The following is a 24,305-nucleotide window of genomic DNA, read 5'->3' as shown; positions in this document are numbered from 1 at the left end:
CGCGGGGGAACGGCTGGGGCGTTGGATGCCGTCGATGGGCCTGGTTGGGTCATGGCTTGCTCCCCAGTGGCAGGGTTTCAGGCGCTGCTGCAGGCGAAGGTGCGACGGGCGCCGCGGTCATCACCGCACGCACGTAGGTGCCGGGCGCATGCAGGGCATCGGCCGTGGCCTGGGTGTAGCGCATCACTGCACCGGCTTGCCACACCAGCGCCACACACGCCAACAGCAGCAGGGCAATGGGCAGTCCCTCCAGCACCAGCAGCTGCGGTGAAGCCCGGCCCTGGGCCGACCAGAAATGGCGAATGCCCGCGCGCGTGAGCGCCAGCAGTGCCAGCAGCCCCGAGCCCACCAGCAGCGCCACCAGCGTCCAGCCCGCAGCGCCCAGGCGGAAGCCCTGGGCCGCACCCAGCCCCAGCGGGTTGAGCAGTGCATGGACCATGGCGAACTTGCCCACAAAGCCGGGCAGGGGCGGCAGGCCTGCAATCACCAGCGTGCAGGCCATGAACGCCAGGCCCAAAAAGGCCGCAGCGGCAGGGATGACCTGGCCGATCAGCGCCTGTTCCTTGTCGTCCAGGTTCATGCCCTCCGTGGGCACCAGGTCGGCCGACAGAAAGGGCGCGTCGTCGGTTTGCTCGTACGGCGCGAGGTTGGCCCCGTCATTGCGCCAGCGGTCGATCAGGTCGGTGAGCAGGAACAATGCACTCACAGCCAGCGTGGAGCTGAGCAGGTAGTACAGCAGCCCGCTGGTGAGCAGGTTTTGCCCGAAGCCCACAGCGGCCAGCAGCGTGCCCGATGACAACACGGCGCTGAACCCGGCCAGATGCCCCAGGCGCTGCGATCCCAGCATGCCAATGGCACCAAACGCCATGGTCAGCATGCCGCCGCCAATGAGCCACTGGCTGCCAAACAGCGCGGATTCACCCGCCTCGGCGCCAAACAGCAGCGTCCACAGCCGCAGCACGCTGTACACGCCCACTTTGGTCATGAGCGCAAACAGCGCACCCACAGGCGCAGTGGCCGCACTGTAGGCCGGCACCAGCCAGAAGTTGAGCGGCCACACGGCGGCCTTGATGAGGAACGCCACCGCCAGAATGCCGGCGGCTGCGTGCAACAGCCCCCGGTCTGCCACGGCCACACCCGCAATGCTCTGTGCCAGGTCGGCCATGTTGAGCGTGCCGGTGATGCCGTAGAGCATCGACACCCCAATGAGGAACAGCGACGACGCCGCGAGGTTGATGGCGATGTAGTGCAGCCCCGCCGACACGCGCGGGCGGCCCGAGCCGTGCAGCAGCAGCCCATAGGACGCCGCCAGCATGATCTCGAAGAACACGAACAGGTTGAACAGGTCGGCCGTGAGAAACGCCCCGGCCAGCCCCATGAGCTGGAACTGGAACAGCGGGTGAAAGTGCACGCCCGCCCGGTGCCAGCGCGCGGCCGAGAACAGCACCGTGGCCAGCGCCACCGTGCTGGTCAGCACCAGCATCATGGCCGACAGGCGGTCGATGACCAGCACGATGCCGAACGGCGCGGGCCAGTTGCCCGGCAGGTACACGCCCAGGCTGGTCTGCACGCTGGGCTCCTTGGCCTGCACCAGCAGCAGCACGGCCACCACCAGGCCCACCAGGGTCGAGGTGATGTTGAGCGTGACCTTGGTGCGCTGGCGCTCTTCGCGCAGCAGCAGCATGAGCCCGGCCGTGAGTAGGGGCAGTGCAATGGGCGCAAGGATCAGGTGCGGCATCAGCCACGCGGTGATCGATGCGGTGATGCTCATGCCTCCCGTCATGGCATTTCCTGCACGTCTTTACCCTTGGTGCCGTCCACATGGTCGGTGCCGGCCATGCCACGCGATGCCAGCAGCACCACCAGGAAGAGCGCGGTCATGGCAAAGCCGATCACGATGGCCGTGAGAGTGAGCGCCTGGGGCATGGGGTCGGCATAGTGGGCCAGGTCTTGCGGCACCCCGGGCTGCAGCACGGGCTCCTTGTCAATCGCGAGGCCCAGGCGGCCCATGCTGAAGATGAACAGGTTGACGGCGTACGACAGCAGCGACAGGCCCATGATGACCTGGAAGGTGCGCGGCCGCAGCAGCAGCCATACGCCGGAGCCGGTGAGCACACCGATGGCCAGTGCCAGTATCAGTTCCATGGGCCTTCTCCTGGTGTGGCGGCGGCCTGGGCTTCTTCGGCCGCGCGTGCGTTGTTGTAGCGGTGGCTGCGCACCGACTGGTGGGCAATGCCGGTGAGGATGAGCATGGTGGAGCCCACCACCAGGGTGAACACGCCGATGTCGAAGAACAGTGCGCTGGCCACATGGATCTCACCCACCACGGGCAGCGAAAAATGCGCCGTGTGGCTGGTCAAAAACGGATAGCCCCAGGCCAATGCGCCCAGGCCCGTGGCCAGTGCGGCGAGCAGGCCCACGCCAATCCAGCGCCTTGGGTACAGCGGCAGGTGGGCCTCGACCCAGGACGTGCCCGACACGATGTACTGCAGGAGCAGGGCCACCGAGAACACCAGCCCCGCCACAAAGCCGCCGCCGGGCTCGTTGTGGCCGCGCATGAACAGGTAGACCGCGACCAGCGTGGCAAACGGCAGCATCAGCCGCACCAGCACTGCGGGCACCATGAGGTAGCCCACGGCGGTGTCGGCGGTCTGGCGTGGGTTGGCGAGGTCGGTGTCCACATCGGCGGGCAGTGCGCGCTGCTGGGGCGGCAGATCCATCACCTCGCGCGCGGGGCGGAAGCGCCGCAGCAGCGCATACACCGTGAGCGCCACGATGCCCAGCACCACGATCTCGCCAAAAGTGTCAAAGCCCCGGAAGTCCACCAACATCACGTTGACCACATTGGTGCCACCCCCTTCGGTGAGTGCGCGCTCCAGGAAGAAGGTGGAGGTGCTGTCGGGGAAGGGGCGGCTCATCATCGCGAACGACAGCAGTGCCATGCCGCCGCCCGCAGCCAGCGTCAGTGCCATGTCGCGGTAGCGGCGCAGCTGGGTGCGGCGCTCTTCGGCCAGGGTGGGCACACGCAGGCTCTCGTCGCGCCGTGGCAGCCAGCGCAGGCCCAGCAGGATGAGGATGGTGGTCACCACCTCCACCACGATCTGTGTGAGTGCCAGATCGGGCGCCGAGAACCACAGGAAGGTCAGGCACACGCACAGCCCGGAGCCACCGAGCAGCGTGAGGGCGGCTAGCCGGTGGTATTTGGCCTGCCAGGCTGCCGCCACGGCGCACACCGCGCCCAGCAGCCACAGCAGCGCAAAGGCAGGCGACAGCGGCAGCTGCACCCGGTCGCCAATCGGCAGGCCCCGCGCCCACAGGGGCAGGGTGCCCGCCACCAGCGCGGCGCACACCAGCCAAAGCATCTGCCACTGCAGGCGATCGGTGCCCAGCAGGCGGCGGCCGTTGCGGCCCATCAGGCTGAGCAGGGCCAGCGTGGCCTCAAAGGCCCTCTGGCCGCTGATGCGGCGCATGACCGGGGGCGCATCGATGGCGCCCTTTTCGCGCTGCCAGCGCAGCAGGGCGTAGAGCGCAATACCCCCGCCCAAAGCGACAAGGCTCATCACAAAAGGGGTGTTGAACCCATGCCAGACCGCCAGGCTATAGGTGGGCAGCTCGCCCCCTACCACGGGCCGTGCGGCGGCGGCCAGGTACGGCCCGACCGACCATGCAGGCAGCGTGCCCACCACCAGGCAGGCCAGCACCAGCAGTTCGACCGGCACGCGCATCCAGTGCGGCGGCTCGTGGGGATGGCGTGGCAGGTCGGTGGCAGGAGGGCCAAAGAACACATCCACCGTGAAGCGCAGCGAGTACGCCACGCTGAACATGCCGGCCACCGTGGCGGCCACCGGCAGCAGCCATTCGAGCAATGGCGTGGTGTTCACGTACACCGTCTCGGCAAAGAACATTTCCTTGGACAGGAAACCGTTGAGCAGTGGCACGCCCGCCATGGCCGCGCTGGCCACCATGGCCAGCGTGGCGGTGATCGGCATCATGGTGCGCAGGCCCGACAGGCGGCGTATGTCACGCGTGCCGCTTTCATGGTCCACGATGCCCACGGCCATGAATAGCGAGGCCTTGAAGGTCGCATGGTTCATGATGTGAAAGACCGCTGCGACGGCGGCCAGCGGGCTGTTCAGGCCCAGCAGCAGGGTGATGAGACCCAGGTGCGAGATGGTCGAGTACGCCAGCAGCCCTTTCAGGTCGTTCTGGAACATGGCTGCATAGCCGCCCACCAGCAGCGTGGCCAGGCCCGCGCCACCTACCAGCCAGAACCACTGCTCGGTGCCCGCCAACGCCGGCCACAGGCGCGCCAGCAGAAACACGCCCGCTTTGACCATGGTGGCCGAGTGCAGGTACGCAGACACGGGTGTGGGCGCGGCCATGGCGTTGGGCAGCCAGAAGTGGAACGGGAACTGCGCGCTTTTGGTGAGCGCGCCCAGCAGGATCAGGACAAGTGCGGTGGTGTAGAGCGGGTGGTTCTGGATGAGCTGCCCCGCCACCAGCACATGGTCCAGGTCGTAGCTGCCGACGATGTGGCCCAGCACCAACATGCCCGCCAGCATGGCCAGTCCGCCCGTGCCGGTCACCGTCAGCGCCATGCGCGCACCACGCCGCGCATCCTTGCGGTGGTGCCAGTAGCCGATCAGCAGGAAGGAGAACAGGCTGGTCAGCTCCCAGAAGAACGCGATCTGGATGATGTTGCCCGACAGCACTACGCCCGCCATCGCGCCCATGAAAGCCAGGAAGAATGAGAAGAAGCGCGGCACCGGGTCTGCGGGCGACATGTAGTAGCGCGCGTAGAGCACCACCAGGCTGCCCACACCCAGCACCAGCATGCAGAACATCCACGCAAAGCCATCCATGCGGATCACGAGGTTCAGGCCCAGCGCGGGCAGCCAGGCCAGCTCTTGCCGGATCACGCCGCCGTCTGCAATCTCGGGGAAGTACAGCGCCACCTGGGCTGTGCAGAACACGGCGATAAGGCCCGCCAGGGTGGACTCGGTATTGCGGGCGTTGGACGGCAGAACCGCTGCCAGCAGGCTGCCGATGAAGGGGAGAAGGATGAGGGTGATCAGGGGCATGCGCGATTGATTTTAGGGGCAGCCCCTAAAAACCCTGCCCGACCCTCGCTGTTGGGTATGCCATGCCGCAAAAAAACAAGCCCGCTGGAGCGGGCTTGTTGCTTGTGAAGCGTGCTTAGTTTTTGCTAGCGCCTGTTGCGGGGGCGGGCACTAGCGCGGTCGGTGCTGCCGTCGCCGTGGGGGGTGGTGTGGCTGGCGTGGTTGCCGTTTCGGCGTCCTTGTCAGCGCCGCCATGGGCTTTGCGGTCTGCTGCGTGGGGGCTGCTGTGCTTCTTGTTGTTTTTGGCTTCTGCCTTGGCTGCAGCTGCCGCGCTGTACTTTTTGCCGTTGACGGTCAGGCCCTCTTTGGAGAAGTTGACGGCACTCTTGTTGCCCACGCCGCCCACACGGCCGATGAAGTCGGCCCAGTCCTTGAAGGGCGCGCTTTGGCGCTCTTGCAGGATGCGGCCCGACAGGCCGGGGCCGATGCCCTTGATGCCGTCGAGTTCAGCCTCGGTAGCGGTGTTCACGTCCACGGCGGCCCAGGTGGCGGTAGCGAGCAGCGTGGCAACCAGCAGGGTCAGTAGTTTCTTCAGCATGGCGAGGGGCTTGTGGTGTTGAAGGTGAGGGTTCTTAGAGTTCTTCGACCCGGCGCGCCGGGTAGCTGTCCCATGTCTGGCAGCCGGGGCATTGCCAGAAATGCTGCCGCGCCTCGAAGCCGCAGGCCGCGCAGCGGTAGCGGGTGAGCGGCTTGACGGCATGGTCCAGCGCACGTTGCACCTGGGGGTGGAATTCTTCGTGTTCCAGCTTTTCGGTGGCCAGCCATTTGGCGGCGGCGATCAGAGAGCGTTCCTTGTCCAAGTGCTCCACATAGCGCTGGCGGGCGGACGGGCGGGTGGCCTCGTCGGCCGCTTCCATGGCCACGATGCTTTCCAGCACGTCCAGCGAAGGCGCTTGCGCATAGTGGGCCTGCAGCAGGGCGTGGACTTCGGGCGTGCGGCCAGTGGCTGTTGCGGCTTCGACCATCAGCGGGGCGGCCAGGGGCAGCGCTGCGGGGTTGCGCTCGCCCAGCGTCTTGAGGGTGGACAGCACAGCGGCCGGCTGGCCCATCAGGCGTTGCAGGCGCGCCAGTTCGATGCGTGCGCGCGCGGCTTCAGGGGCGGCGGTCACGGCCTGGTCCAGCAGGGCCTGGGCGCCCGGGAGGTCGCCTTGCGCGATCAGCGCCAAGGCCTGCTCGCACAGGTAGTGCGCCTGCCGCGTGCTGAAGTCGCCCTGGTCGGCGGCGTGCATCTTGCGGGCGATGCTGGCGGCATGGGGCCAGTCGCGCGAGCGTTCGTAAATAGCCAGCAGCGCCAGGCGGGCCTGGGCCTCGAATGGGGTGCCTTCCAGCCGCTGCAGCGCGTCTTCGGCGCGGTCAAGCAGCCCGGCCTTCAGGAAGTCGAGGGCCAACGCATGTTGGGCGCGCTCGCGGTCGGTACGGGAGAGGTCGCCGCGCGAAAGCAGATGCTCATGCACCCGCACAGCGCGGTCGTACTCGCCCCGGCGGCGAAACAGATTACCCAGGGCGAAGTGCAGCTCGGAAGTGTCGGGGTCATTCTGCACGGCCTCGATGAAGGCGTCGATGGCCTGGTCCTGCTGTTCGTTGAGCAAGAAGTTCAGGCCCTTGAAGTAGGCCTTGGGTGCGCGGCGGTTTTCGGCGCGCAGTTGGCGCAGGTCAAACCGCGACGCCAGCCAGCCCAACACAAAGGCCAGGGGCAAGCCCAGCAGTATCCAGCTCAGGTCAAATTCCATGGATCGAGGGCAGGTCAGGAGGTGGTGGGGGCACTGCCGGGGTGGCGCTGGCGGCGGGGGGCGCTGCGGGCGCAGGTGCCACGACGACGGCGGCCTGGGCGCGACGGGCCGCGTTAAGGTGGCGCCACCAGCGCGGCACCATGCCCAAGGCCCCGACGACCAGGCCTGCAGCGAACGCGGTCAGCACCACCAGCACCAGCGGTGCGCGCCATTGCGTGCCAAAGAAGAAGTGCACGGTCGCGTCCTGCTGGTTGTTCAGCGCGAAGGCGAAGAGCGTAAAAAAAATGGCTGCCTTGAGCAGCCACAGGAGGTATTTCATCGGTCTCCCCAGTGGTGGGGCGATTCTAAGAGCTTGGCGCAATAGGCCTGCGCATTGCTGCACGGAGGCCAATACAAGCCAAAACGGCAGCAGGCGCTAGTGAATCATGCGCTTGCTGCTATCAATTTGGTATCAGTTGCCCAGGGTGCCTGTGGCAGGCGGGGCCTTTTCTTCCATTTCGGCCGTGCGTTTGTCCACGGCTTCGCGCAGGGCCTTGCCTGGCTTGAAATGGGGCACACGCTTTTCGGGAATGGCCACAGCCTCCCCACTGCGTGGATTGCGGCCCATGCGGGGAGGGCGGTGGTTGACCGAGAAGCTGCCAAAGCCCCGGATCTCGATGCGGTGCCCGCGTACCAGGGCCTCGCCCACGGCGTCCAGAATGGTCTTGACGGCGTATTCGGCATCCCGGTGGGTGAGCTGGCCGAAACGGGCGGCCAGTTCTTCGACGAGGTCTGAGCGGGTCATGGAATCTTGGGACATGGGCAGGCAGTCTTGGCTGAAAAAAGAGCGGGCGCCGAGGCGCCCGCTGTCTGACCGTTTAACGGGTCAGCGCTTTACTTTTCCGAGTTGTCCAGCTTGGCGCGCAGCAGGGCGCCCAGGCTGGTCGTGCCGGCGCTTTCGCGGCTCGATTGCTGGCTCAGGTTGGCCATGGCGCCTTGTTCGTCAGCCATGTCCTTTTGCTTGATCGACAGCTGGATGTTGCGGGTCTTGCGATCCACGTTCACCACCACGGCCGTGACTTCGTCGCCTTCCTTCAGCACGTTGCGGGCATCTTCCACGCGGTCGCGGGAGATTTCCGAAGCGCGCAGGTAGCCCACGATGTCTTCGCCGAGGTCGATTTCAGCGCCACGGGCGTCCACGGTCTTGACCTTGCCGGTCACCGTCTGGCCCTTGTCGTTCACGGTCACGAAGGTCGTGAATGGGTCGCCGTCGAGCTGCTTGATGCCCAGCGAGATGCGTTCGCGGTCCACGTCCACGGCCAGCACGATCGCTTCGACTTCCTGGCCCTTCTTGTAGTTGCGAACAGCGGCTTCGCCGGGTTCGTTCCACGACAGGTCAGACAGGTGCACCAGGCCGTCGATGCCGGCAGCCAGGCCCACGAACACGCCGAAGTCGGTGATCGACTTGATCGGACCCTTCACGCGGTCGCCGCGCTTCGTGTCCTGTGCGAATTCTTGCCATGGGTTGGCCTTGCACTGCTTCATGCCCAGGCTGATGCGACGCTTGTCTTCGTCGATTTCCAGAACCATGACTTCGACTTCGTCGCCCAGCGAAACCAGCTTGGCGGGAGCGATGTTCTTGTTGGTCCAGTCCATTTCAGACACGTGCACCAGGCCTTCGATGCCGGGTTCGAGTTCGACGAACGCGCCGTAGTCGGCAATGTTCGTGATCTTGCCGAACAGGCGGGTGCCTTGGGGGTAGCGGCGGTTCACGCCCATCCATGGGTCGTCGCCCATTTGCTTCAGACCCAGGGACACGCGGTTCTTTTCGGTGTCGAACTTCAGGATCTTGGCGGTGATTTCCTGACCAGCGGTCACCACTTCGGAAGGGTGACGCACGCGGCGCCATGCCATGTCGGTGATGTGAAGCAGGCCGTCGATGCCGCCCAGGTCCACGAACGCACCGTATTCGGTGATGTTCTTGACCACGCCCTGAACGATGGAGCCTTCCTTCAGGGTTTCCATCAGCTTGGCGCGTTCTTCGCCCATGGAGGCTTCCACCACAGCGCGGCGGCTCAGCACCACGTTGTTGCGCTTGCGGTCGAGCTTGATGACCTTGAATTCCATGGTCTTGTTTTCGTACGGTGTCAGATCCTTGATCGGACGCGTATCGATCAGCGAACCGGGCAGGAATGCGCGGATGCCGTTGACCAGGACAGTCAGGCCGCCCTTGACCTTGCCGGATGTGGTGCCGGTGACGAATTCGCCGGATTCCAGGGCCTTTTCCAGGCTCATCCAGGAGGCCAGACGCTTGGCGGTGTCGCGCGACAGGATGGTGTCGCCGTAGCCGTTTTCGATGGAGCCAATGGCCACCGAGACGAAGTCACCCACTTGGACTTCGACTTCGCCCTTGTCGTTCTTGAACTCTTCCAGCGGCACATAGGCTTCGGACTTGAGACCAGCGTTCACGACCACGAAGTTGTGCTCAACGCGCACGACTTCAGCGGTGATGACTTCGCCTGGGCGCATTTCCGTGCGCTGCAAGGATTCTTCAAAAAGGGCGGCAAAAGATTCGGACATGTGTTTCCTTGCCACAAACAGGATTCCGGCAGCACCATTGCTACCGTTTTTATAGCTGCTTGCGGTGGTTTTTTGCGGCATAGCCGCGGGTTAGGTTATCGATCCACACAACCTGTGCGCTGACGCGCGATGGGGGCTGCGTGGGCCTGTGGCAAGGCCTTTCGGCACTGCCTGGAGCCCGAAGGCTCCACGTTGTCAGCGCTGCGCAGAAGCTGCGAAGGGCTGGCGCTCCTGCCACCAAGCCAAAACCTTTTCGACGGCTTGTTCAATCGTCAAATCGGAGTTGTCCAGGACCAGAGCGTCTTGCGCGGGCTTCAAGGGAGCAACGCTGCGGGAACTGTCCCGGGCGTCGCGCGCCTCCAAATCTGCGCGAAGGTCTTCGATACTAGCCGAAAAACCCTTAGAAATCAACTGCTTATAACGGCGTTCCGCGCGGCAGGCGGCGCTGGCCGTGAGATACACCTTCAAGGGGGCCTCGGGGAAGATCACGGTGCCCATGTCGCGCCCGTCGGCCACCAGTCCCGGCAGGCGCTGAAAGCTGTGCTGCAGATCGACCAGTGCCGTGCGCACGGCGGGCAGGGCGGACACGCGCGAGGCGTTCATGCCGGCTTCTTCGGTGCGGATGGCTTCGGTCACGTCGTCGCTGCCCAGCCACACCTTGCCGCCCTCAAACCGCACCGGCAGCGTCTGGGCCAGGGTAGCGATACGGGCTTCGTGGTCGGCATCGATGGCGAGACCCGCCCGCAGCGCGGCAAGTGCTGTGATGCGATACATAGCGCCGGAGTCGAGGAAGCGATAGCCCAGGCGCTGCGCCACCGCCGCCGCTACAGTGCCCTTGCCCGAGGCTGTGGGGCCGTCGATGCAGATCACCGGGATGTGGGTGGTCTCGACCTGAGCGACCGAGAACAGGGCCTCGAAGTAGTCGGGGAAGGTCTTGGCCACGCACTTGGGGTCTTCGATGCGCACCGGCAGACGCGCCGGGTTGAACGCGGCCAGCGAGAAGCACATGGCCACGCGGTGGTCGTCGTAGGTGTGGATGCTGGCGGGCTTCCAGTCGGTGACCTGGGCCGGGGGCGTCACGCGGATGTAGTCCGCGCCTTCCTCCACCGCGGCACCGAGTTTGCGCAGCTCGGTGGCCATGGCGGCGATGCGGTCGGTTTCCTTCACGCGCCAGCTGGCGATGTTGGTCAGCGTGGTGGTGCCTTGGGCATACAGCGCCATCACGGCCAGTGTCATGGCGGCGTCGGGGATGTGGTTGCAGTCCAGATCAATGGCCTTCAGGGGCCAGGCACCACGTTCGATCTGCAGCCAGTTGGGGCCGCCGGTGACCACGGCACCCATGGCACGCGCTGCTTCGACAAAGCGGATGTCGCCCTGGATCGAATCCAGCCCCACACCCTGAATCTTGATGCCTTTTTGGCCGCTAGTGCTTGATGTAATTGCGCCAAGCGCTATGAAATAGCTAGCAGACGAGGCGTCTGCCTCCACATGGATGCTGCCGGGGGACTGGTAGCGGCTGCCTGCCGGGATGGTGAAACGCTGCCAGTTCTGGTGCTCGACCACAATGCCAAAGCGTGCCAGCAGCTGCAGCGTGATGGCGATGTAGGGTTTGGAGATCAGCTCGCCCACCACCTCGATCACGATGGCCTGCGTGCCCGCCGCCAGCGGCAGCGCCATGAGCAGGGCAGTGAGGAACTGGCTGGACACATCGCCGCGCACGCGGATGGGCTCCGCTACCGCCAGCGGAGGCACGCCCTGACCATGGGCGATCTTGAGCGGCGGGTAGCCGTCGTTGCCCAGGTAGTCGATCTGGCAGCCCAGCTGGCGCAGCGCATCGATGAGGTCGCCAATGGGGCGCTCGTGCATGCGCGGCACGCCAGACAGCTCGAATTCGCCGCCCAGCAGCGCAAGTGCGGCCGTCAGTGGGCGCATGGCCGTGCCCGCATTGCCCAAGAACAGCTTGGCGGGGGATTGGGGCAGGCGGCCACCCAGGCCGGTGATGCGCACCGTGCTTCCCGCTTCATCCACTGTGCACCCGATCTGCCGCAGGGCGTCCAGCATCACGCGCGTGTCGTCGGACGCCAGCAGGTCGTGCACGGTCGTGGTGCCGTTGCTCAGCGCGGCCAGCAGCAGCACACGGTTGGAGATGCTCTTGGAGCCTGGCAGGTGGACTTCGCCTGCAGCGGCTTGCAAAGGGGGGAGATCGAGGAATGCGGTGCTGTACATCAGTGTCTTTCGTCCATTGGTGCAAGCGCCCGTCATGACTGGCGCAGGCCCATCCCAGTGCACCCGTGGAACTGGCTTTGCCAGGCCACCGGGTGCGTCCCCCTTGGGGGAAGGCGCCGCAGGCGACTCAGGGGGTTATTTTCTCTTCGCGCCCATGCGCCAATGCGCCCGGGTTTCGCTGGCCAGGGTCAGCATGTCTTCAAGCGCCTGGGCATTGCCTTTTTCCATGGCCTGCTCGATGTTGCGCAGGGCCTGCTGGAACAGCTTGGACTGGGCAATCAGCTCGTCGCGGTTGGACAGCAGGATGTCGCGCCACACCTTGGGGTCGCTGGCGGCAATGCGGGTGAAGTCGCGGAACCCGGGGCCTGCGAGGGATAGGAAGTCATCGCCGTGCGTCTGGCCGGTGATGCTGTTCATCATTGCAAACGCGAGCAAATGGGGCAGGTGGCTGACGGCGGCAAAGGCCGCGTCGTGCGACTCTGGCGACATGCTGGTCACGCGGCAGCCCAAGGCCGTCCAGATCTTTTCGGCGTCCTGCAACTGGGCGGTGAGGGTGCGTTCGGTGGGAGTCAGGATCACCTGGCGCCCGCTGTAGAGGTCGGCCTCCGCGTGTTCCACGCCCGACACTTCTCGCCCCGTGATGGGGTGTGCGGGCACGAAGGAGCCCACCTGATCCCGCAGCGAGCGCTGCGCGGCCTGGACCACGTCGGACTTGGTGGAGCCCACGTCCATGATCAGCATCTGGGGGGTGACAAGGTGCTTGATGGCCTTGAGGGTGGCTTCGGTAGCCGCCACGGGGACTGCCACCAACACAATGTCTGCGCCTGCCACGGCCAGCAGGGCAGAGGGTGCCTCGACGTCGATCACGCCCAGCTGGCGGGCGCGGTCGGTGGTGGAGGGCGACTTGCTGTACCCCACCACGCGCTTGACCAACCCGGCCTTCTTCATGGCCAAGGCGAACGAGCCTCCCATGAGTCCGCAGCCGATCAGCCCCAATTGTTCGAACATGGCGACGGCTCCTTATGACGAGACAGGGTAGGTCCCCAGGACCTTGTAGAACGCGCACAGGCTGCGCAGTTCTTCCAGCGCCCGTGCCACATGGGGCTGGGCGGGGTGACCGTCGAGATCAATGTAGAAGTAGTACTCCCACTGGCCGGTGCGGGCCGGGCGCGACTCAAAGCGCGTCATGGACACACCGTGCGTCTTGAGCGGCACCAGCAAGTCATGCACAGCGCCGGGCCGGTTGGGCACCGAGACCACCAGGCTGGTGCAATCCTTGCCGGATGGAGGCGGTGTCTGCAGCGTGTGTGGCAGGCAGATGATGGCGAAACGCGTGCGGTTGTATGCGTCATCCTGAATGGCGTGGGAGACGATGTGCAGGCCGAACTGGGTGGCCGCACGCTCGCTGGAGAGGGCCGCCCAGGCAGGGTTGGTGGTGGCCAGCCGCGCGCCTTCGGCGTTGCTGGACACCGGGCGGCGCTCGGCATGCGGCAGGTGCTTGGACAGCCAGGCCTGGCATTGGGCCAGTGCCTGCGGGTGGGCCAGCACCACTTCGATGCCGTCCAGCGAATTGCTGGTGCGCAGCAGGTTGTGGCGCACCAGCAGGCTGACCTCGCCGACCACATGCGTGGGTGTGTGCAGGAACAGGTCGAGCGAGCGGGTGACCACACCCTCGGTGGAGTTCTCCACGCCCACCACGCCATATTGCGCACTGCCCGCTGCCGTGGCGTGGAACACCTCGTCAAAGTTGGCGCAGTACATCAGGTCGGCCGCACCGCCGAAGAATTCAATCGCGGCCTGTTCGCAGAATGTCCCCTCCGGGCCGAGCACCGCCACGCGCTGGGGCGATTCGAGCGCCAGGCAGGCGGACATGATTTCGCGCCAGATGGCAGCCACATGCGGGCCCTTGAGCGGGCCGGGATTGGCGTTGGTGATCTTCTCAATGACCTGTGCCACGCGGTCGGGGCGGAAGAAAGGCGTGCCTTCGCGCTTTTTGACCTCGCCCACCTGTTCGGCCACCAGCGCCCTCTGGTTCAGCAGCGTGAGCAATTGCTGGTCGATGCTGTCGATTTGCACGCGCAGGCTGGCGAGGTCGGGTGAGGCTTGCGGATTGTTCATGGACGGTGGGGTAGCGGTGCGTGCTCGGGGAGCCGTTTTCTGTTGCTGTCGTGTCGGGTGCGCGCTCAGGCGTGCTTTTGCTCAAATTCTCGCATGTAGTCCACCAGCGCCTGCACGCCCGCCAGCGGCATGGCGTTGTAGATGCTGGCGCGCATGCCACCCACGGACTTGTGGCCCTTGAGCTGCAGCAGTCCGCGCTCCTTGGCCCCGGCCAGGAAGGCTTCGTTACGGTTTTCGTCACGGAGGAAGAACGGAATGTTCATGCGCGAGCGGCAGTTGGCCGCCACTTTGTTGACGTACAGCTGCGATTGGTCGATGGCGTTGTACAGCAGCGTGGCCTTGGCAATGTTGCGCTGCTCCATGGCGGCCACGCCGGTCAGGCCCCCTTCGGTCTGGCGCTTGAGCCACTGGAAGGTGAGCCCGGCAATGTAGATACCCCAGGTGGGCGGCGTGTTGTACATGGACTGATTGTCGGCCACGATTTTGTAGTCGAAGGCGCTGGGGCAGGCGGGGAGGGCATGGCCCAGCAGGTCCTCACGCACGATCACAAGCGTGAGGCCGGCGGGCCCCAGGTTCTTTTGCGCGCCGCCAAAAGCCAGGCCCACGCGGCTCCAGTCCACAGGCCGCGAGGCCACGTGCGAGGAGAAATCGATCACCAGCGGCGCATCGCTGCCCAGAGCCTTGAGGTCAGGCAGCTGGTGGAACTCGGTGCCGTGGATGGTTTCGTTGCTGCACAGGTGCAGGTAGCTAGCGCCCCGGCTTACCGTCCAGGAGGCTGGGTCCGGCACGGTGGTAAAGCCCGTGTCTTCGCCCGTGGCGACGATGTTGACTTCGGACGCGTATTTGCGTGCTTCCTTTTGCGATTTCTGGCTCCAGCTGCCGGTCACCACAAAATCAACCACACCTGCGCGCGACAGGTTGAGCGGAACGATGGCGTTTTCGGCCAAGCCACCACCTTGCATGAAGAGGATCTTGAAATGCGACGGCACGGCTAGCAGCTCGCGCAGGTCGGCTTCCGCCCTTTCGTAGATGGACAGAAACTCCTTGCCGCGATGGCTCATCTCCATCACGCCCATGCCACTGCCTCGCCAGTCCAGCATCTCGGCGGCAGCTTGTTCCAGGACTTCGGAGGGGATGGCGGCGGGGCCAGCGGAGAAGTTGTAAGGGCGTGTCATGTTCAAGGCTAAAAATGCATCAGGCGCTTATTGAATAAGCGCCTGATGCTTTGCTTTTGATAGCGTTTGCGGGGCGTCTTCACGCCCTGCGGTGGTCAGGCGTCGGGGGCTTCGGGGGCGGAGGATGCACCGCCGCTGTCTGGGCCGGCGTCCCCATCGGCTTCGGCATCCGTCACATTGGCATCGTTCTCCACAATGCGCTGCAAGCCGCTGAGCTTGGAGCCCTCATCGAGTGCGATCAGCGTCACGCCCTGCGTGGCACGGCCCAGCTCACGAATCTCGCTCACACGGGTACGCACCAGCACGCCCTTGTCGGTGATCAGCATGATCTCGTCGTCAGCATGCACCAGCGTGGCCGCCACGACCTTGCCGTTGCGCTCGCTCTGCTGGATGGCGATCATGCCCTTGGTGCCCCGGCCATGGCGGGTGTACTCGACGATGCTGGTGCGCTTTCCGTAGCCGTTCTCGGTAGCGGTGAGCACGCTCTGCGTTTCGTCTTCGGCGACCAGCATGGCGATCACGCTCTGGCCGTCTTCCAGCATCATGCCGCGCACACCGCGCGCTGCGCGGCCCAGCGGACGCACATCGTTTTCGTCGAAGCGCACCGCCTTGCCACCGTCGCTGAACAGCATCACATCGTGCTTGCCATCGGTGAGGGCTGCGCCGATCAGGTAGTCGCCGTCATCCAGGTTCACGGCGATGATGCCGCCCTTGCGGGGGTTGCTGAACTCGTCCAGCGCTGTCTTTTTGACGGTGCCCATGCTGGTGGCCATGAACACGAAGCGGTCGGCCGGGAAGCTGCGCATGTCGCCGGTGAGCGGCAGCACCACGTTGATCTTCTCGCCGTCCTGCAGCGGGAACATGTTGACGATGGGGCGGCCACGTGAGCCGCGCGAGCCGGCGGGCACTTCCCACACCTTGAGCCAGTACAGGCGGCCCCGGTTGGAGAAGCAGAGGATGTAGTCGTGTGTGTTGGCGATGAAGAGCTGGTCGATCCAGTCGTCTTCCTTGGTCGCCGTGGCCTGCTTGCCTCGCCCGCCACGCTTCTGGGCGCGGTACTCGGACAGTGGCTGGCTCTTGATGTAGCCGGTGTGGCTCAGCGTCACCACCATGTCGGTGGGGGTGATCAGGTCTTCGGTGGAGAGGTCCTGCGCACTGTATTCAACGATTGAGCGGCGTGCGCCCAGCTTGTGCTGGCCGAATTCCTGCTTGATGGAGGTGAGTTCGTCGCCGATGATGACCGACACGCGCTCGGGCTTGGCCAGGATGTCCAGCAGGTCTTCGATGACCGCCATGACTTCCTTGTACTCGGCCACGATCTTGTCCTGCTCCAGGCCTGTGAGGCGCTGCAGGCGCATCTGCAGGATTTCCTGGGCCTGCGTTTCGGACAGTCGGTACAGGCCATCCTGGCCCATGCCGAATTCTTTTTCCAGGCCTTCGGGGCGGTAGTCGTCAGCGTTGATCACGCCGCCATCGGCGCGCGTGCGCGTCAGCATCTCGCGCACCAGCTTGCTGTCCCACGAGCGGGTCATCAGCTCGGCCTTGGCCACCGGGGGCGTTGGAGCGTTGCGGATGATCGCGATGAAGTCATCAATGTTGGCCAGCGCTACGGCGAGGCCTTCGAGCACATGACCACGGTCGCGCGCCTTGCGCAGTTCGAACACCGTGCGGCGCGTCACCACTTCGCGGCGGTGCTGCAGGAAGACGCTGATCAGGTCCTTCAGGTTGCACAGGCGGGGCTGACCGTCGATCAGCGCCACCATGTTCATGCCGAACGTGTCTTGCAACTGCGTTTGCTTGTACAGGTTGTTCAGCACCACTTCGGGCACTTCGCCGCGCTTGAGTTCGATCACCAGGCGCATGCCCGACTTGTCGGACTCGTCCTGGATGTGGCTGATGCCTTCGATCTTCTTCTCGTGCACCAGCTCGGCCATGCGCTCCTGCAGCGTCTTCTTGTTGACCTGGTAGGGCAACTCGTCCACGATGATCGCCTGGCGCTGGCCACGGTCGATGTCCTCGAAGTGGCACTTGGCGCGCATGACCACCTTGCCGCGCCCTGTGCGGTAGCCGTCCTTCACGCCGTTGATGCCATAGATGATGCCGGCCGTAGGAAAGTCGGGCGCCGGAATGATCTCCATCAACTCGTCAATGCTCGCCTCCGGATTGCGCAGCATGTGCAAACAGGCATCGACCACTTCGTTGAGATTGTGGGGCGGGATGTTGGTGGCCATGCCCACCGCAATACCTGCCGACCCATTCACCAGCAGGTTGGGCAGCTTGCTGGGCAATACCAGCGGCTCTTTTTCGCTGCCGTCGTAGTTGGGGCCGAAATCGACGGTTTCCTTGTCAATATCGCCCAGCATTTCGTGCGCAATTTTGGCCAAGCGGATTTCGGTGTATCGCATGGCCGCAGCGTTGTCGCCGTCCACCGATCCGAAATTACCCTGTCCGTCTACCAGCATATGACGCAGCGAAAAATCCTGCGCCATCCGCACAATGGTGTCGTACACCGCCGAGTCGCCATGCGGGTGGTATTTACCAATCACGTCGCCAACGATACGGGCCGATTTTTTATAAGGTCGGTTCCAGTCGTTGTTGAGCTCATGCATCGCATACAGAACGCGACGGTGCACGGGCTTCAGGCCATCGCGCGCGTCGGGCAGTGCACGACCCACGATCACGCTCATCGCGTAATCGAGGTAACTGCGCCGCATCTCTTCTTCAAGGCTGATCGGCAGGGTTTCTTTGGCAAACTGGGTCATTGGGACGGCGGAGGCGGCAAAGGAGAGCCATTTTAGGCGTAAGACCGTGTAGCGACGACGCAACATATCGAAGCAATTCAGGTTTTGTCCTACGGGCCCCGAACGGCGTGCACAGCTTTTGCCCTGTTACGTATGGCACAATCGTTTGAACGCTTAGGGTGGTGGTCACCCCAGGCGTCCTGATTCGCAGCGCGGCTGCGGCTTTTTCCCCAAGAGGAGAACCATGAAGAAACTGAACAAAGTGGCGATGTTGTTTGCCTCTGCAGCGCTCGCAACCGCCGCTGGCGCACAAACCGTTGACAACTGGCGCGATGCTTCTGGCCAACTGGTCTGGAAGAACGGTACCAACGAATACTGCTGGCGCGATGCCAACTGGACGCCTGCTACGGCAGCTCCTGGCTGCGACGGCGCAATCGCTGCTCCCGCACCTGCCGCTGCACCAGCTCCTGCTGCTGCTCCAGCACCCGCTGCCGCCCCTGCACCCGCACCCGCACCAGCTCCCGCCGTTGCCACCAAGGTGACCTACGCTGCTGACGCCTTCTTCGACTTCGACAAGTCGGTGCTCAAGCCAGAAGGCAAGGCCAAGCTGGACGACCTGGTCTCCAAGGTCAAGGGTATCAACCTGGAAGTGATCATTGCCGTGGGTCACACTGACTCCGTCGGCTCCGATGCTTACAACCAGAAGCTGTCGGTGCGTCGTTCTGAAGCCGTGAAGGCTTACTTGGTGTCCAAGGGCATCGAAAAGAACCGCGTGTACACCGAAGGCAAGGGCGAAAAGCAGCCCGTGGCTGACAACAAGACTGCCGAAGGCCGTGCGAAGAATCGTCGCGTGGAAATCGAAGTGGTCGGTACCCGCGCCGCTCAGTAATCTTCGGATTGCTTCACAAAAAAGCCCCGCTTGCGGGGCTTTTTTGCGTTTGGGGCTTTTCGCGTGCTCCCTTCATGGACAATCAGCGACATGATCGAAACCGTCAATGCAGATCCGGCCGAACTGGCCAAGTTTTCAGAATTGGCCCATCGGTGGTGGGACCCTGACAGTGAATTTCGTCCGTTGCATCAGATCAACCCGCTGCGGCTTGACTGGATTCATGGGCTGAGCGCCTTGACTGGCAAGCGCGTGCTGGATGTGGGCTGTGGCGGGGGCATTCTGGCCGACTCCATGGCGCGCAAGGGTGCGGATGTGCTGGGCATCGATCTGGCAACCAAAGCGCTGCGTGTGGCGCAACTGCACGCTCTGGAAGCTGGCACCCAAAACGTGCAATACCGTGAAATCTGCGCCGAGGCGATGGCCGTCGAGCAGCCTGCTGGTTTTGATGTGGTGACCTGCATGGAGATGCTCGAGCATGTGCCCGATCCTGCCTCGGTGGTTCGTGCTTGCGCCACCTTGGTCAAACCCGGTGGCTGGGTGTTCTTCTCCACCATCAATCGCAACGCCAAAGCCTTCATGCTGGCCATCGTGGGGGCGGAATACGTGCTCAATATGCTGCCGCGTGGCACCCACGAATACGCCAAGATGATCCGTCCCAGTGAGCTGGCGGGGCATTGCCGCAGTGCAGGCCTGGATGTGCTGCACACCAAGGGACTGGAATACAACCCCCTCACGCGTCGCTATTGGCTCAGTGCCAACACCAGCGTCAATTACCTGTTTGCGACGCGTCGTCCGGGCTGATATGGCTACCGTTTTTCATGGCATTCGCGCAGTTCTGTTTGATCTGGATGGAACTTTGATCGACAGCGCCCCAGACCTCGGCGCGGCCGCGGACAAGATGCGCACCGACCGAGGCCTGCCTTCGCTACCCCCCGCCCGATACCGCCCCATGGCGGGTGCCGGGGCTCGCGGCATGCTGGCAGAGGCCTTTGGCATGGGCCCAGACCACCCTGACTTTGCCGTTATGCGTGAAGAGTTTTTTGTGAACTACGAGTCCCGCATGACCGAACAGACCACCATTTTTGACGGTGTGCCTGAATTGGTTCGCCAGATTCTCGGTCGCAATATGGCATGGGGCGTGGTCACCAACAAGGCTGCCCGCTTTACGGACCCGCTCACGCAGGCCATCCCGCTGTTTGCCACCGCCTCGGCCGTGGTCAGTGGTGACACCACGCCGCACGCCAAGCCGCATCCTGCCCCTTTGCTGGAGGCGGCTGCCCGTTTGCGTGTGGCTCCTGAGCATTGCATCTACGTGGGCGACGACGAACGGGACATCGTGGCGGGCCTGGCAGCGGGCATGGGCACAGTGGCCGCCACCTACGGCTACTTGGGCGCCAAGACCGATCCCTCGGAGTGGGGTGCACACGCCGCAATTAAATCTCCTGGCGAGCTCTTGCAATTGCTCGTGAGCGCCTAAAATAGAAAGCCTAGGGGCTGTCCTGGTTTCGACGTGGGTTCGGGATCAGTGTGGTGCATGTCGAGCTTGAGTCACGCTCGTAAATCTCGATTTAACAAACTAACTGCAAACGACGAACGTTTCGCACTCGCTGCTTAATTGCCAGTGAGCCTTGCAACAGTTGGCCGATGGGCTGGGCAAGGGGGTTCTGAGCAATCAGTGCCTCCCGGCTGCAAGGATAATTACATGGGCTGGCTTCCATCCGGGTACCTTGGGTGGAGGCGAGAAAATAGGGTGCTGGCGGCCCATGTAGCGTGCGACTGCGCGACATGGGTAGCGAGATCCAAATCAGACCGCTAAACATGTAGATCTGCCTGACGAAGGCTTGCGGACGCGGGTTCAATTCCCGCCAGCTCCACCATTACGACGTCCAAGGGCGTTCACCAACATCCGGTGAACGCCCTTTTTCTTTGGTAAATCAATGGGTTACGGTGTGGAGACGTCCGGGACGATCTCCTGGCAGCCAGGCTGAGGCGGGGGAACAGACGGGGGAACAAAATCCGAAAAGGGTAGACTGGCGGCGTTTGTTCCCCCGTTTCAGAGGGGGAATCCTAGCTAAACCTCTGGAGGTGTTCCCCCATGTTGACCGACGCACAGTGCCGTAACGCCGTCTGTTCCCCCACATCGAAGCGGGAGCGTTTGTCGGACTCGGGAGGCCTGTATCTGGAGGTTGCTCCCGGGGGATCGAGGCGTTGGTTCTGGAAGTATCGGCATGAGGGCAAGGAAGGGCGCATGGCTCTGGGCAGCTATCCCTCGGTCAGCCTGACGGCGGCTCGCAAGGCTCGTGATACTGCCAGGTTGCAGAAATCGACAGGAATAAATCCTGTGCATGCCAGAAAGGTGGAAAGGCTGAAGGCTTCTGCCAGTGCCGGGGATACCTTCAAAGCTGTCGCTCTGGAGTGGTACGACAAACAGAAGCCTCTATGGAGTGATTCTCACGCGGAGCGCTCGCTGCGCCAGTTCGAACGTGATCTATTTCCGTGGCTAGGGGGGCGTCGCCTAGCTGAGATTGAGCCGGTGGAACTGCTGGCAACCCTGCGTAAGGTGGAAGAGCGCGGGGCTGTAGAGACGGCTGATCGTGGATTGATGCTGGCTCGCCAGGTCTGGCGCTATGGCGTCGCTACCGGTAGGGTGGGGCGGGATATCACGGGAGACCTCAAAGGCGCGTTGTCTCCGTACCGGGGTAAGCACTTCGCTGCCATTACCGAACCGGTCAAGCTGGGTGAGTTACTGCGTGCTATCCAGGCTTACAAGGGCGGGCCTATCGTGCGGGCGGCACTACAGTTGGCACCCTTGTTGTTTCAGCGTCCTGGCGAATTGCGCGGTGCAGCTTGGGCCGAGGTTGACCTGGATGCTGCCCTCTGGACGATTCCGGCTGCCCGGATGAAGCGGGGCAAAGACGGGAAGGAAAATGGGGATCCACACCTGGTGCCTCTTTCAACCCAGGCTGTGAAAGTGTTACGGGAGCTGTATCCGTTGACGGGCCGCAGCGCCTTGGTGTTTCCTGGTGAGCGCAACCACAGTCGGCCTATTTCAGAGAACTCAGTGCGAACCGCACTCATCACCATGGGCTATACGCCGGAGATCCAAACATGGCATGGCTTTCGCGCCACGGCGCGAACAATGCTGGCGGAGCGATTGGATGTCGACCCGTTGGTGATTGAGGCGCAGCTGGCTCACGCCGTGAAGGACGCCAATGGGCGCGCTTACAACAGGACACAGTACCTAGCCCATCGAACGAAAATGATGCAGCGGTGGGCAGACTATCTGGACAGACTGAGGGAAGGCAAAGCAGCAGGCAAGACGACTTCCAAAACTCTTGGCAATGCAAGTACCTGATCTGCCATTTCGCTGGACTTGGTCATTGCGGTGGTTTGCCATGAATCGATGGCAGTTTCTCTTCAATTGAATGTTGAGACCCTGTCGGCAAAGCGTGTGAGCTTGGCGGTGTAAATGGCCGTTCTGCAGCGGTTGCGAACCTTCGCCCGAGCGGGCGCAATTCAGCTGACCGCCGTAAAACAGTCACTCGGCCTGGTGCCCCGCAAGCGGCAAGAAAGTCAATTGCAGGGGATCAGTTTCACCACGCCTTGCGAGTGGCCTACTTAAGTCGGTACATGGCGCTCTGAAGCTTCCGCAACAGGGTCGCTATCTGGTCATCCTCATCACTCGGATCTCGGTCGAGCAAAAAGTCATTCACGCGAGCGTGAAGGCAGGCCATCTCAGCGTTCATGCTGTCAATTAAGGTGGCCCTTTCGATCTCCGAAAACCTGAGACTCGTCCAGGTGTGCTCACCAATTGGGTGCTGTGGCAGATATTTAACGAGGCTCAGAGACTCGGTTGCAATGTGGACGTACTTTATGTACTTTCCGTAGCGAAAGTTCTTTGTCGTAGGGTCGATGATTCCAAGCTGTCCTTCCGTGCATGTCCTGTCGACCGAGGTGGCCTTCCACCTATTGCAGTCGACGCATCCGATAGTCAGATTCGACAGCACGAATGTCTTGGAAGGAAAGCGCGACTTTGCGTACACGTGTTCGAGGTGCCATCCAAAGCCGTAGCGTCCGACCGGTCGCTTGCAATATGCGCATGCTCCTCTTCCACTCTGAACCAAGTACGACACGAGCCGTTTTTTGATCGCCTTTAGTGAGGCTTGTTCTGCTTCCGAAAAGACCACCGGCGGAACAATTGGTTTGCCGAACTGGTGAGAACTCTTGGGTACGGAAAAACACGTCCAAGCATTTGTGCTGGACAGCGTGCCATCCTTCACGAGGTTAGTGAGCCGATTGAGAGCCTCGGTCTCGGTATCAGATTTGCACAATGTCTTCATTCGAATCGTACCTACTAGTCACTAGTCAATGACTGATTTTTTACGAGCCGAATGGCTTCCCGGATGTGCGTCAAATCGGATTTGGTCAGACCCTCTTTACCTTCAAGCGCGTCAAGGCGTTTCAAGACTTGATTCAAAAGCTGAGGGTGATCGACTGCTTCCAAGACCGCGTCGGTGATCTCGAAGTCCACTGCGGGGGTCCTGTAGGTCGCCGTGTCGAACAGGTCCAACACCAGCCGCTCGTGGCTGGCAATCTCACTGAAAAGATGCTGACGCATCTCCACATCGGAAGAGGCACCTTGGTCATCACTCTTTTCAAGCACGACGACCGCAGCTTTCGACGCGCCGGGGCTTTTGGCTCCCTCGGAGATGATGAGAGGCGAATGCGTTGCGACGACGACGTGGAACCTCTTGAAGGTACGCAGCAGGTCGGCGATTGAAGAGTGGAACCCCATCTGCCAGTGCAGGTGAAGACTTATCTCAGGTTCGTCGATGAGAATCAGGCTGCCCTCGCCCGCGACAGACAGGACCTTTGCGTACGTTAGAGCACGATTCTGCTCTCCCGTGCTCAGCTGCTTGAAGTCGATCCGCTGTTCACCGCCGTCTTTCACGACTGATAGTTGAACGTCGGGATTTAGTTCGAGGAATTCAGCCAAAACGGCGATCTTCGGCCCAGTCAACGTTGCAAAGGTCAGCGATCGACCCATGAGCGTGGAAAGGGTCTTTCTCGATTCAGGAGACAAGATCGATGAAATCTTCGCATTCTTCAGCTTGCGCCGATCGATGAGCTTGGCCAAATCGCCATTGACCTCCCCGAAGGAAAACTCAAATCGAAGCTTGAGCGCCGACTCCAGACGACCGACGGCCTTTTTATCCCTCGCCATCCCCTTCAGGATGATCTTGGTCAGTTGTCGATCAATTGCGCTGTGGAACACAGCGTTACCCGAAGTCCGCGCACCAAGATACTGGACCCGATGGTGCGAACGCAGTATGAAACGGTCGTAAACAGCATTCGAGATGCATCCGACGACCTTCGGTGCATGACTTGCATCGCTCTCCCCAAAATGCTCAGCAAGTCGGGCAAGTTGTCGGCTTTTGCCCGTGCCGTTGTTTCCGATCAAGTAAGTGAAGGAGGGGCCAGCTCCAAAGGCTAGAGAGCGATCAATGCTTTCGCAGAGACTGTTGAATAATCCTTCCTGCACGGACGGCCCTTCATGGCCAGAACCGTCGTCAGCTTGCTTTGTAGCCATTGCCACCATACCTCCCGCCGCTACTTCATTGTGTGCTTTTTCGGGTAAATCACAGGCCAAGCGCTCGATGGCGTCAACCTAGTCACCTATGAAGAGTTTACCCAGGCGTTCGGCTCCACAGTGCAAAGTACGATCTGCGCCTGCATATTTGACGCCA

18 protein-coding genes and 1 other RNA gene are annotated in these 24,305 nt (G+C 62.8%); 5 read left to right on the top strand and 14 right to left on the bottom strand.

The features are described from left to right. Positions 1 to 49: 49 nt before the first annotated feature. From DNK89_RS22815 to gyrA, 13 genes are all read right to left on the bottom strand, one after another. The gene (locus tag DNK89_RS22815) at positions 50 to 1,771 is read right to left on the bottom strand and encodes a monovalent cation/H+ antiporter subunit D (protein WP_110961972.1); all 1,722 of its coding nucleotides are present in this window, start codon (positions 1,769 to 1,771) and stop codon (positions 50 to 52) included. Between the two features lie 8 nt (positions 1,772 to 1,779). Next, positions 1,780 to 2,145, bottom strand: coding sequence for a Na+/H+ antiporter subunit C (locus DNK89_RS22810; RefSeq protein WP_015014440.1), 366 nt, complete (start codon positions 2,143 to 2,145; stop codon positions 1,780 to 1,782). Further along, positions 2,136 to 5,081 (bottom strand): monovalent cation/H+ antiporter subunit A, encoded by a 2,946-nt coding sequence (locus DNK89_RS22805; RefSeq protein WP_110961962.1) that lies wholly within the window; start codon positions 5,079 to 5,081, stop codon positions 2,136 to 2,138. The genes DNK89_RS22810 and DNK89_RS22805 overlap by 10 nt, the downstream gene beginning before the upstream one ends. 115 nt (positions 5,082 to 5,196) lie before the next feature. After that, positions 5,197 to 5,658, bottom strand: coding sequence for a helix-hairpin-helix domain-containing protein (locus tag DNK89_RS22800; RefSeq protein ID WP_110961961.1), 462 nt, complete (start codon positions 5,656 to 5,658; stop codon positions 5,197 to 5,199). 34 nt (positions 5,659 to 5,692) lie between these two features. Continuing rightward, positions 5,693 to 6,850 (bottom strand): lipopolysaccharide assembly protein LapB, encoded by a 1,158-nt coding sequence (lapB, locus tag DNK89_RS22795; RefSeq protein WP_110961960.1) that lies wholly within the window; start codon positions 6,848 to 6,850, stop codon positions 5,693 to 5,695. Continuing rightward, a complete protein-coding gene (locus DNK89_RS22790) occupies positions 6,840 to 7,169 on the bottom strand; it encodes a lipopolysaccharide assembly LapA domain-containing protein (RefSeq protein WP_110961959.1) in 330 nt (109 codons plus the stop codon). The genes lapB and DNK89_RS22790 overlap by 11 nt, the downstream gene beginning before the upstream one ends. Before the next feature lie 132 nt (positions 7,170 to 7,301). Continuing rightward, a complete protein-coding gene (locus tag DNK89_RS22785) occupies positions 7,302 to 7,649 on the bottom strand; it encodes an integration host factor subunit beta (RefSeq protein WP_192421921.1) in 348 nt (115 codons plus the stop codon). A gap of 74 nt (positions 7,650 to 7,723) precedes the next feature. Then, positions 7,724 to 9,409, bottom strand: a complete 1,686-nt coding sequence (rpsA, locus tag DNK89_RS22780) for a 30S ribosomal protein S1 (RefSeq protein ID WP_056063647.1) — start codon at positions 9,407 to 9,409, stop codon at positions 7,724 to 7,726. A 195-nt stretch (positions 9,410 to 9,604) separates the two neighbouring features. After that, positions 9,605 to 11,635: a bifunctional 3-phosphoshikimate 1-carboxyvinyltransferase/cytidylate kinase gene (locus tag DNK89_RS22775; protein ID WP_110961958.1), complete on the bottom strand. Its 2,031-nt coding sequence runs from the start codon at positions 11,633 to 11,635 to the stop codon at positions 9,605 to 9,607. Between the two features lie 135 nt (positions 11,636 to 11,770). Beyond that, positions 11,771 to 12,643 (bottom strand): prephenate dehydrogenase, encoded by an 873-nt coding sequence (locus DNK89_RS22770; protein ID WP_015014432.1) that lies wholly within the window; start codon positions 12,641 to 12,643, stop codon positions 11,771 to 11,773. Positions 12,644 to 12,655: 12 nt separating this feature from the next. After that, positions 12,656 to 13,753 carry a prephenate dehydratase gene (gene pheA / locus DNK89_RS22765; protein ID WP_015014431.1) on the bottom strand — a complete coding sequence of 366 codons (1,098 nt, stop codon included), beginning with the start codon at positions 13,751 to 13,753 and terminating at the stop codon, positions 12,656 to 12,658. 65 nt (positions 13,754 to 13,818) lie between these two features. Next, positions 13,819 to 14,928, bottom strand: coding sequence for a 3-phosphoserine/phosphohydroxythreonine transaminase (serC, locus tag DNK89_RS22760; RefSeq protein ID WP_110961957.1), 1,110 nt, complete (start codon positions 14,926 to 14,928; stop codon positions 13,819 to 13,821). A 95-nt stretch (positions 14,929 to 15,023) separates the two neighbouring features. Continuing rightward, positions 15,024 to 17,690, bottom strand: coding sequence for a DNA gyrase subunit A (gene gyrA, locus DNK89_RS22755; protein ID WP_110961956.1), 2,667 nt, complete (start codon positions 17,688 to 17,690; stop codon positions 15,024 to 15,026). A gap of 223 nt (positions 17,691 to 17,913) precedes the next feature. Here gyrA and ompA point away from each other — a divergent pair, with 223 nt between their 5' ends. From ompA to DNK89_RS22730, 5 genes are all read left to right on the top strand, one after another. After that, positions 17,914 to 18,558 carry an outer membrane protein OmpA gene (ompA, locus tag DNK89_RS22750; protein ID WP_015014428.1) on the top strand — a complete coding sequence of 215 codons (645 nt, stop codon included), beginning with the start codon at positions 17,914 to 17,916 and terminating at the stop codon, positions 18,556 to 18,558. Positions 18,559 to 18,648: 90 nt separating this feature from the next. Continuing rightward, positions 18,649 to 19,359 (top strand): bifunctional 2-polyprenyl-6-hydroxyphenol methylase/3-demethylubiquinol 3-O-methyltransferase UbiG, encoded by a 711-nt coding sequence (gene ubiG, locus DNK89_RS22745; protein WP_110961955.1) that lies wholly within the window; start codon positions 18,649 to 18,651, stop codon positions 19,357 to 19,359. A 1-nt stretch (position 19,360) separates the two neighbouring features. Further along, the gene (locus tag DNK89_RS22740; RefSeq protein ID WP_015014426.1) at positions 19,361 to 20,035 is read left to right on the top strand and encodes an HAD family hydrolase; all 675 of its coding nucleotides are present in this window, start codon (positions 19,361 to 19,363) and stop codon (positions 20,033 to 20,035) included. Positions 20,036 to 20,048: 13 nt separating this feature from the next. Next, positions 20,049 to 20,435: a transfer-messenger RNA gene (gene ssrA / locus DNK89_RS22735) on the top strand. A 218-nt stretch (positions 20,436 to 20,653) separates the two neighbouring features. Next, a complete protein-coding gene (locus tag DNK89_RS22730) occupies positions 20,654 to 21,913 on the top strand; it encodes a site-specific integrase (protein WP_110961954.1) in 1,260 nt (419 codons plus the stop codon). Between the two features lie 999 nt (positions 21,914 to 22,912). Here the strand turns inward: DNK89_RS22730 and DNK89_RS22720 are convergent. Beyond that, entirely contained in the window at positions 22,913 to 24,148 is a 1,236-nt protein-coding gene (locus DNK89_RS22720) for an AAA family ATPase (protein WP_161958970.1), read from the bottom strand. Positions 24,149 to 24,305: the final 157 nt, after the last annotated feature.

The organism is Acidovorax sp. ST3 (assembly GCF_003231145.1).
Classification (GTDB): Bacteria; Pseudomonadota; Gammaproteobacteria; order Burkholderiales; family Burkholderiaceae_C; genus Acidovorax.
This window is presented reverse-complemented; position numbering and strand designations above follow the sequence as displayed.

Bases quoted from the DNA above. Each gene is read 5' to 3' on its own strand.
- DNK89_RS22815 (WP_110961972.1), bottom strand. From the start codon at position 1,771: ATGAGCATCACCGCATCGATCACCGCGTGGCTGATGCCGCACCTGATC.
- DNK89_RS22810 (WP_015014440.1), bottom strand. From the start codon at position 2,145: ATGGAACTGATACTGGCACTGGCCATCGGTGTGCTCACCGGCTCCGGC.
- DNK89_RS22805 (WP_110961962.1), bottom strand. From the start codon at position 5,081: ATGCCCCTGATCACCCTCATCCTTCTCCCCTTCATCGGCAGCCTGCTG.
- DNK89_RS22800 (WP_110961961.1), bottom strand. From the start codon at position 5,658: ATGCTGAAGAAACTACTGACCCTGCTGGTTGCCACGCTGCTCGCTACC.
- lapB (WP_110961960.1), bottom strand. From the start codon at position 6,850: ATGGAATTTGACCTGAGCTGGATACTGCTGGGCTTGCCCCTGGCCTTT.
- DNK89_RS22790 (WP_110961959.1), bottom strand. From the start codon at position 7,169: ATGAAATACCTCCTGTGGCTGCTCAAGGCAGCCATTTTTTTTACGCTC.
- DNK89_RS22785 (WP_192421921.1), bottom strand. From the start codon at position 7,649: ATGTCCCAAGATTCCATGACCCGCTCAGACCTCGTCGAAGAACTGGCC.
- rpsA (WP_056063647.1), bottom strand. From the start codon at position 9,409: ATGTCCGAATCTTTTGCCGCCCTTTTTGAAGAATCCTTGCAGCGCACG.
- DNK89_RS22775 (WP_110961958.1), bottom strand. From the start codon at position 11,635: ATGTACAGCACCGCATTCCTCGATCTCCCCCCTTTGCAAGCCGCTGCA.
- DNK89_RS22770 (WP_015014432.1), bottom strand. From the start codon at position 12,643: ATGTTCGAACAATTGGGGCTGATCGGCTGCGGACTCATGGGAGGCTCG.
- pheA (WP_015014431.1), bottom strand. From the start codon at position 13,753: ATGAACAATCCGCAAGCCTCACCCGACCTCGCCAGCCTGCGCGTGCAA.
- serC (WP_110961957.1), bottom strand. From the start codon at position 14,928: ATGACACGCCCTTACAACTTCTCCGCTGGCCCCGCCGCCATCCCCTCC.
- gyrA (WP_110961956.1), bottom strand. From the start codon at position 17,690: ATGACCCAGTTTGCCAAAGAAACCCTGCCGATCAGCCTTGAAGAAGAG.
- ompA (WP_015014428.1), top strand. From the start codon at position 17,914: ATGAAGAAACTGAACAAAGTGGCGATGTTGTTTGCCTCTGCAGCGCTC.
- ubiG (WP_110961955.1), top strand. From the start codon at position 18,649: ATGATCGAAACCGTCAATGCAGATCCGGCCGAACTGGCCAAGTTTTCA.
- DNK89_RS22740 (WP_015014426.1), top strand. From the start codon at position 19,361: ATGGCTACCGTTTTTCATGGCATTCGCGCAGTTCTGTTTGATCTGGAT.
- DNK89_RS22730 (WP_110961954.1), top strand. From the start codon at position 20,654: ATGTTGACCGACGCACAGTGCCGTAACGCCGTCTGTTCCCCCACATCG.
- DNK89_RS22720 (WP_161958970.1), bottom strand. From the start codon at position 24,148: ATGGCTACAAAGCAAGCTGACGACGGTTCTGGCCATGAAGGGCCGTCC.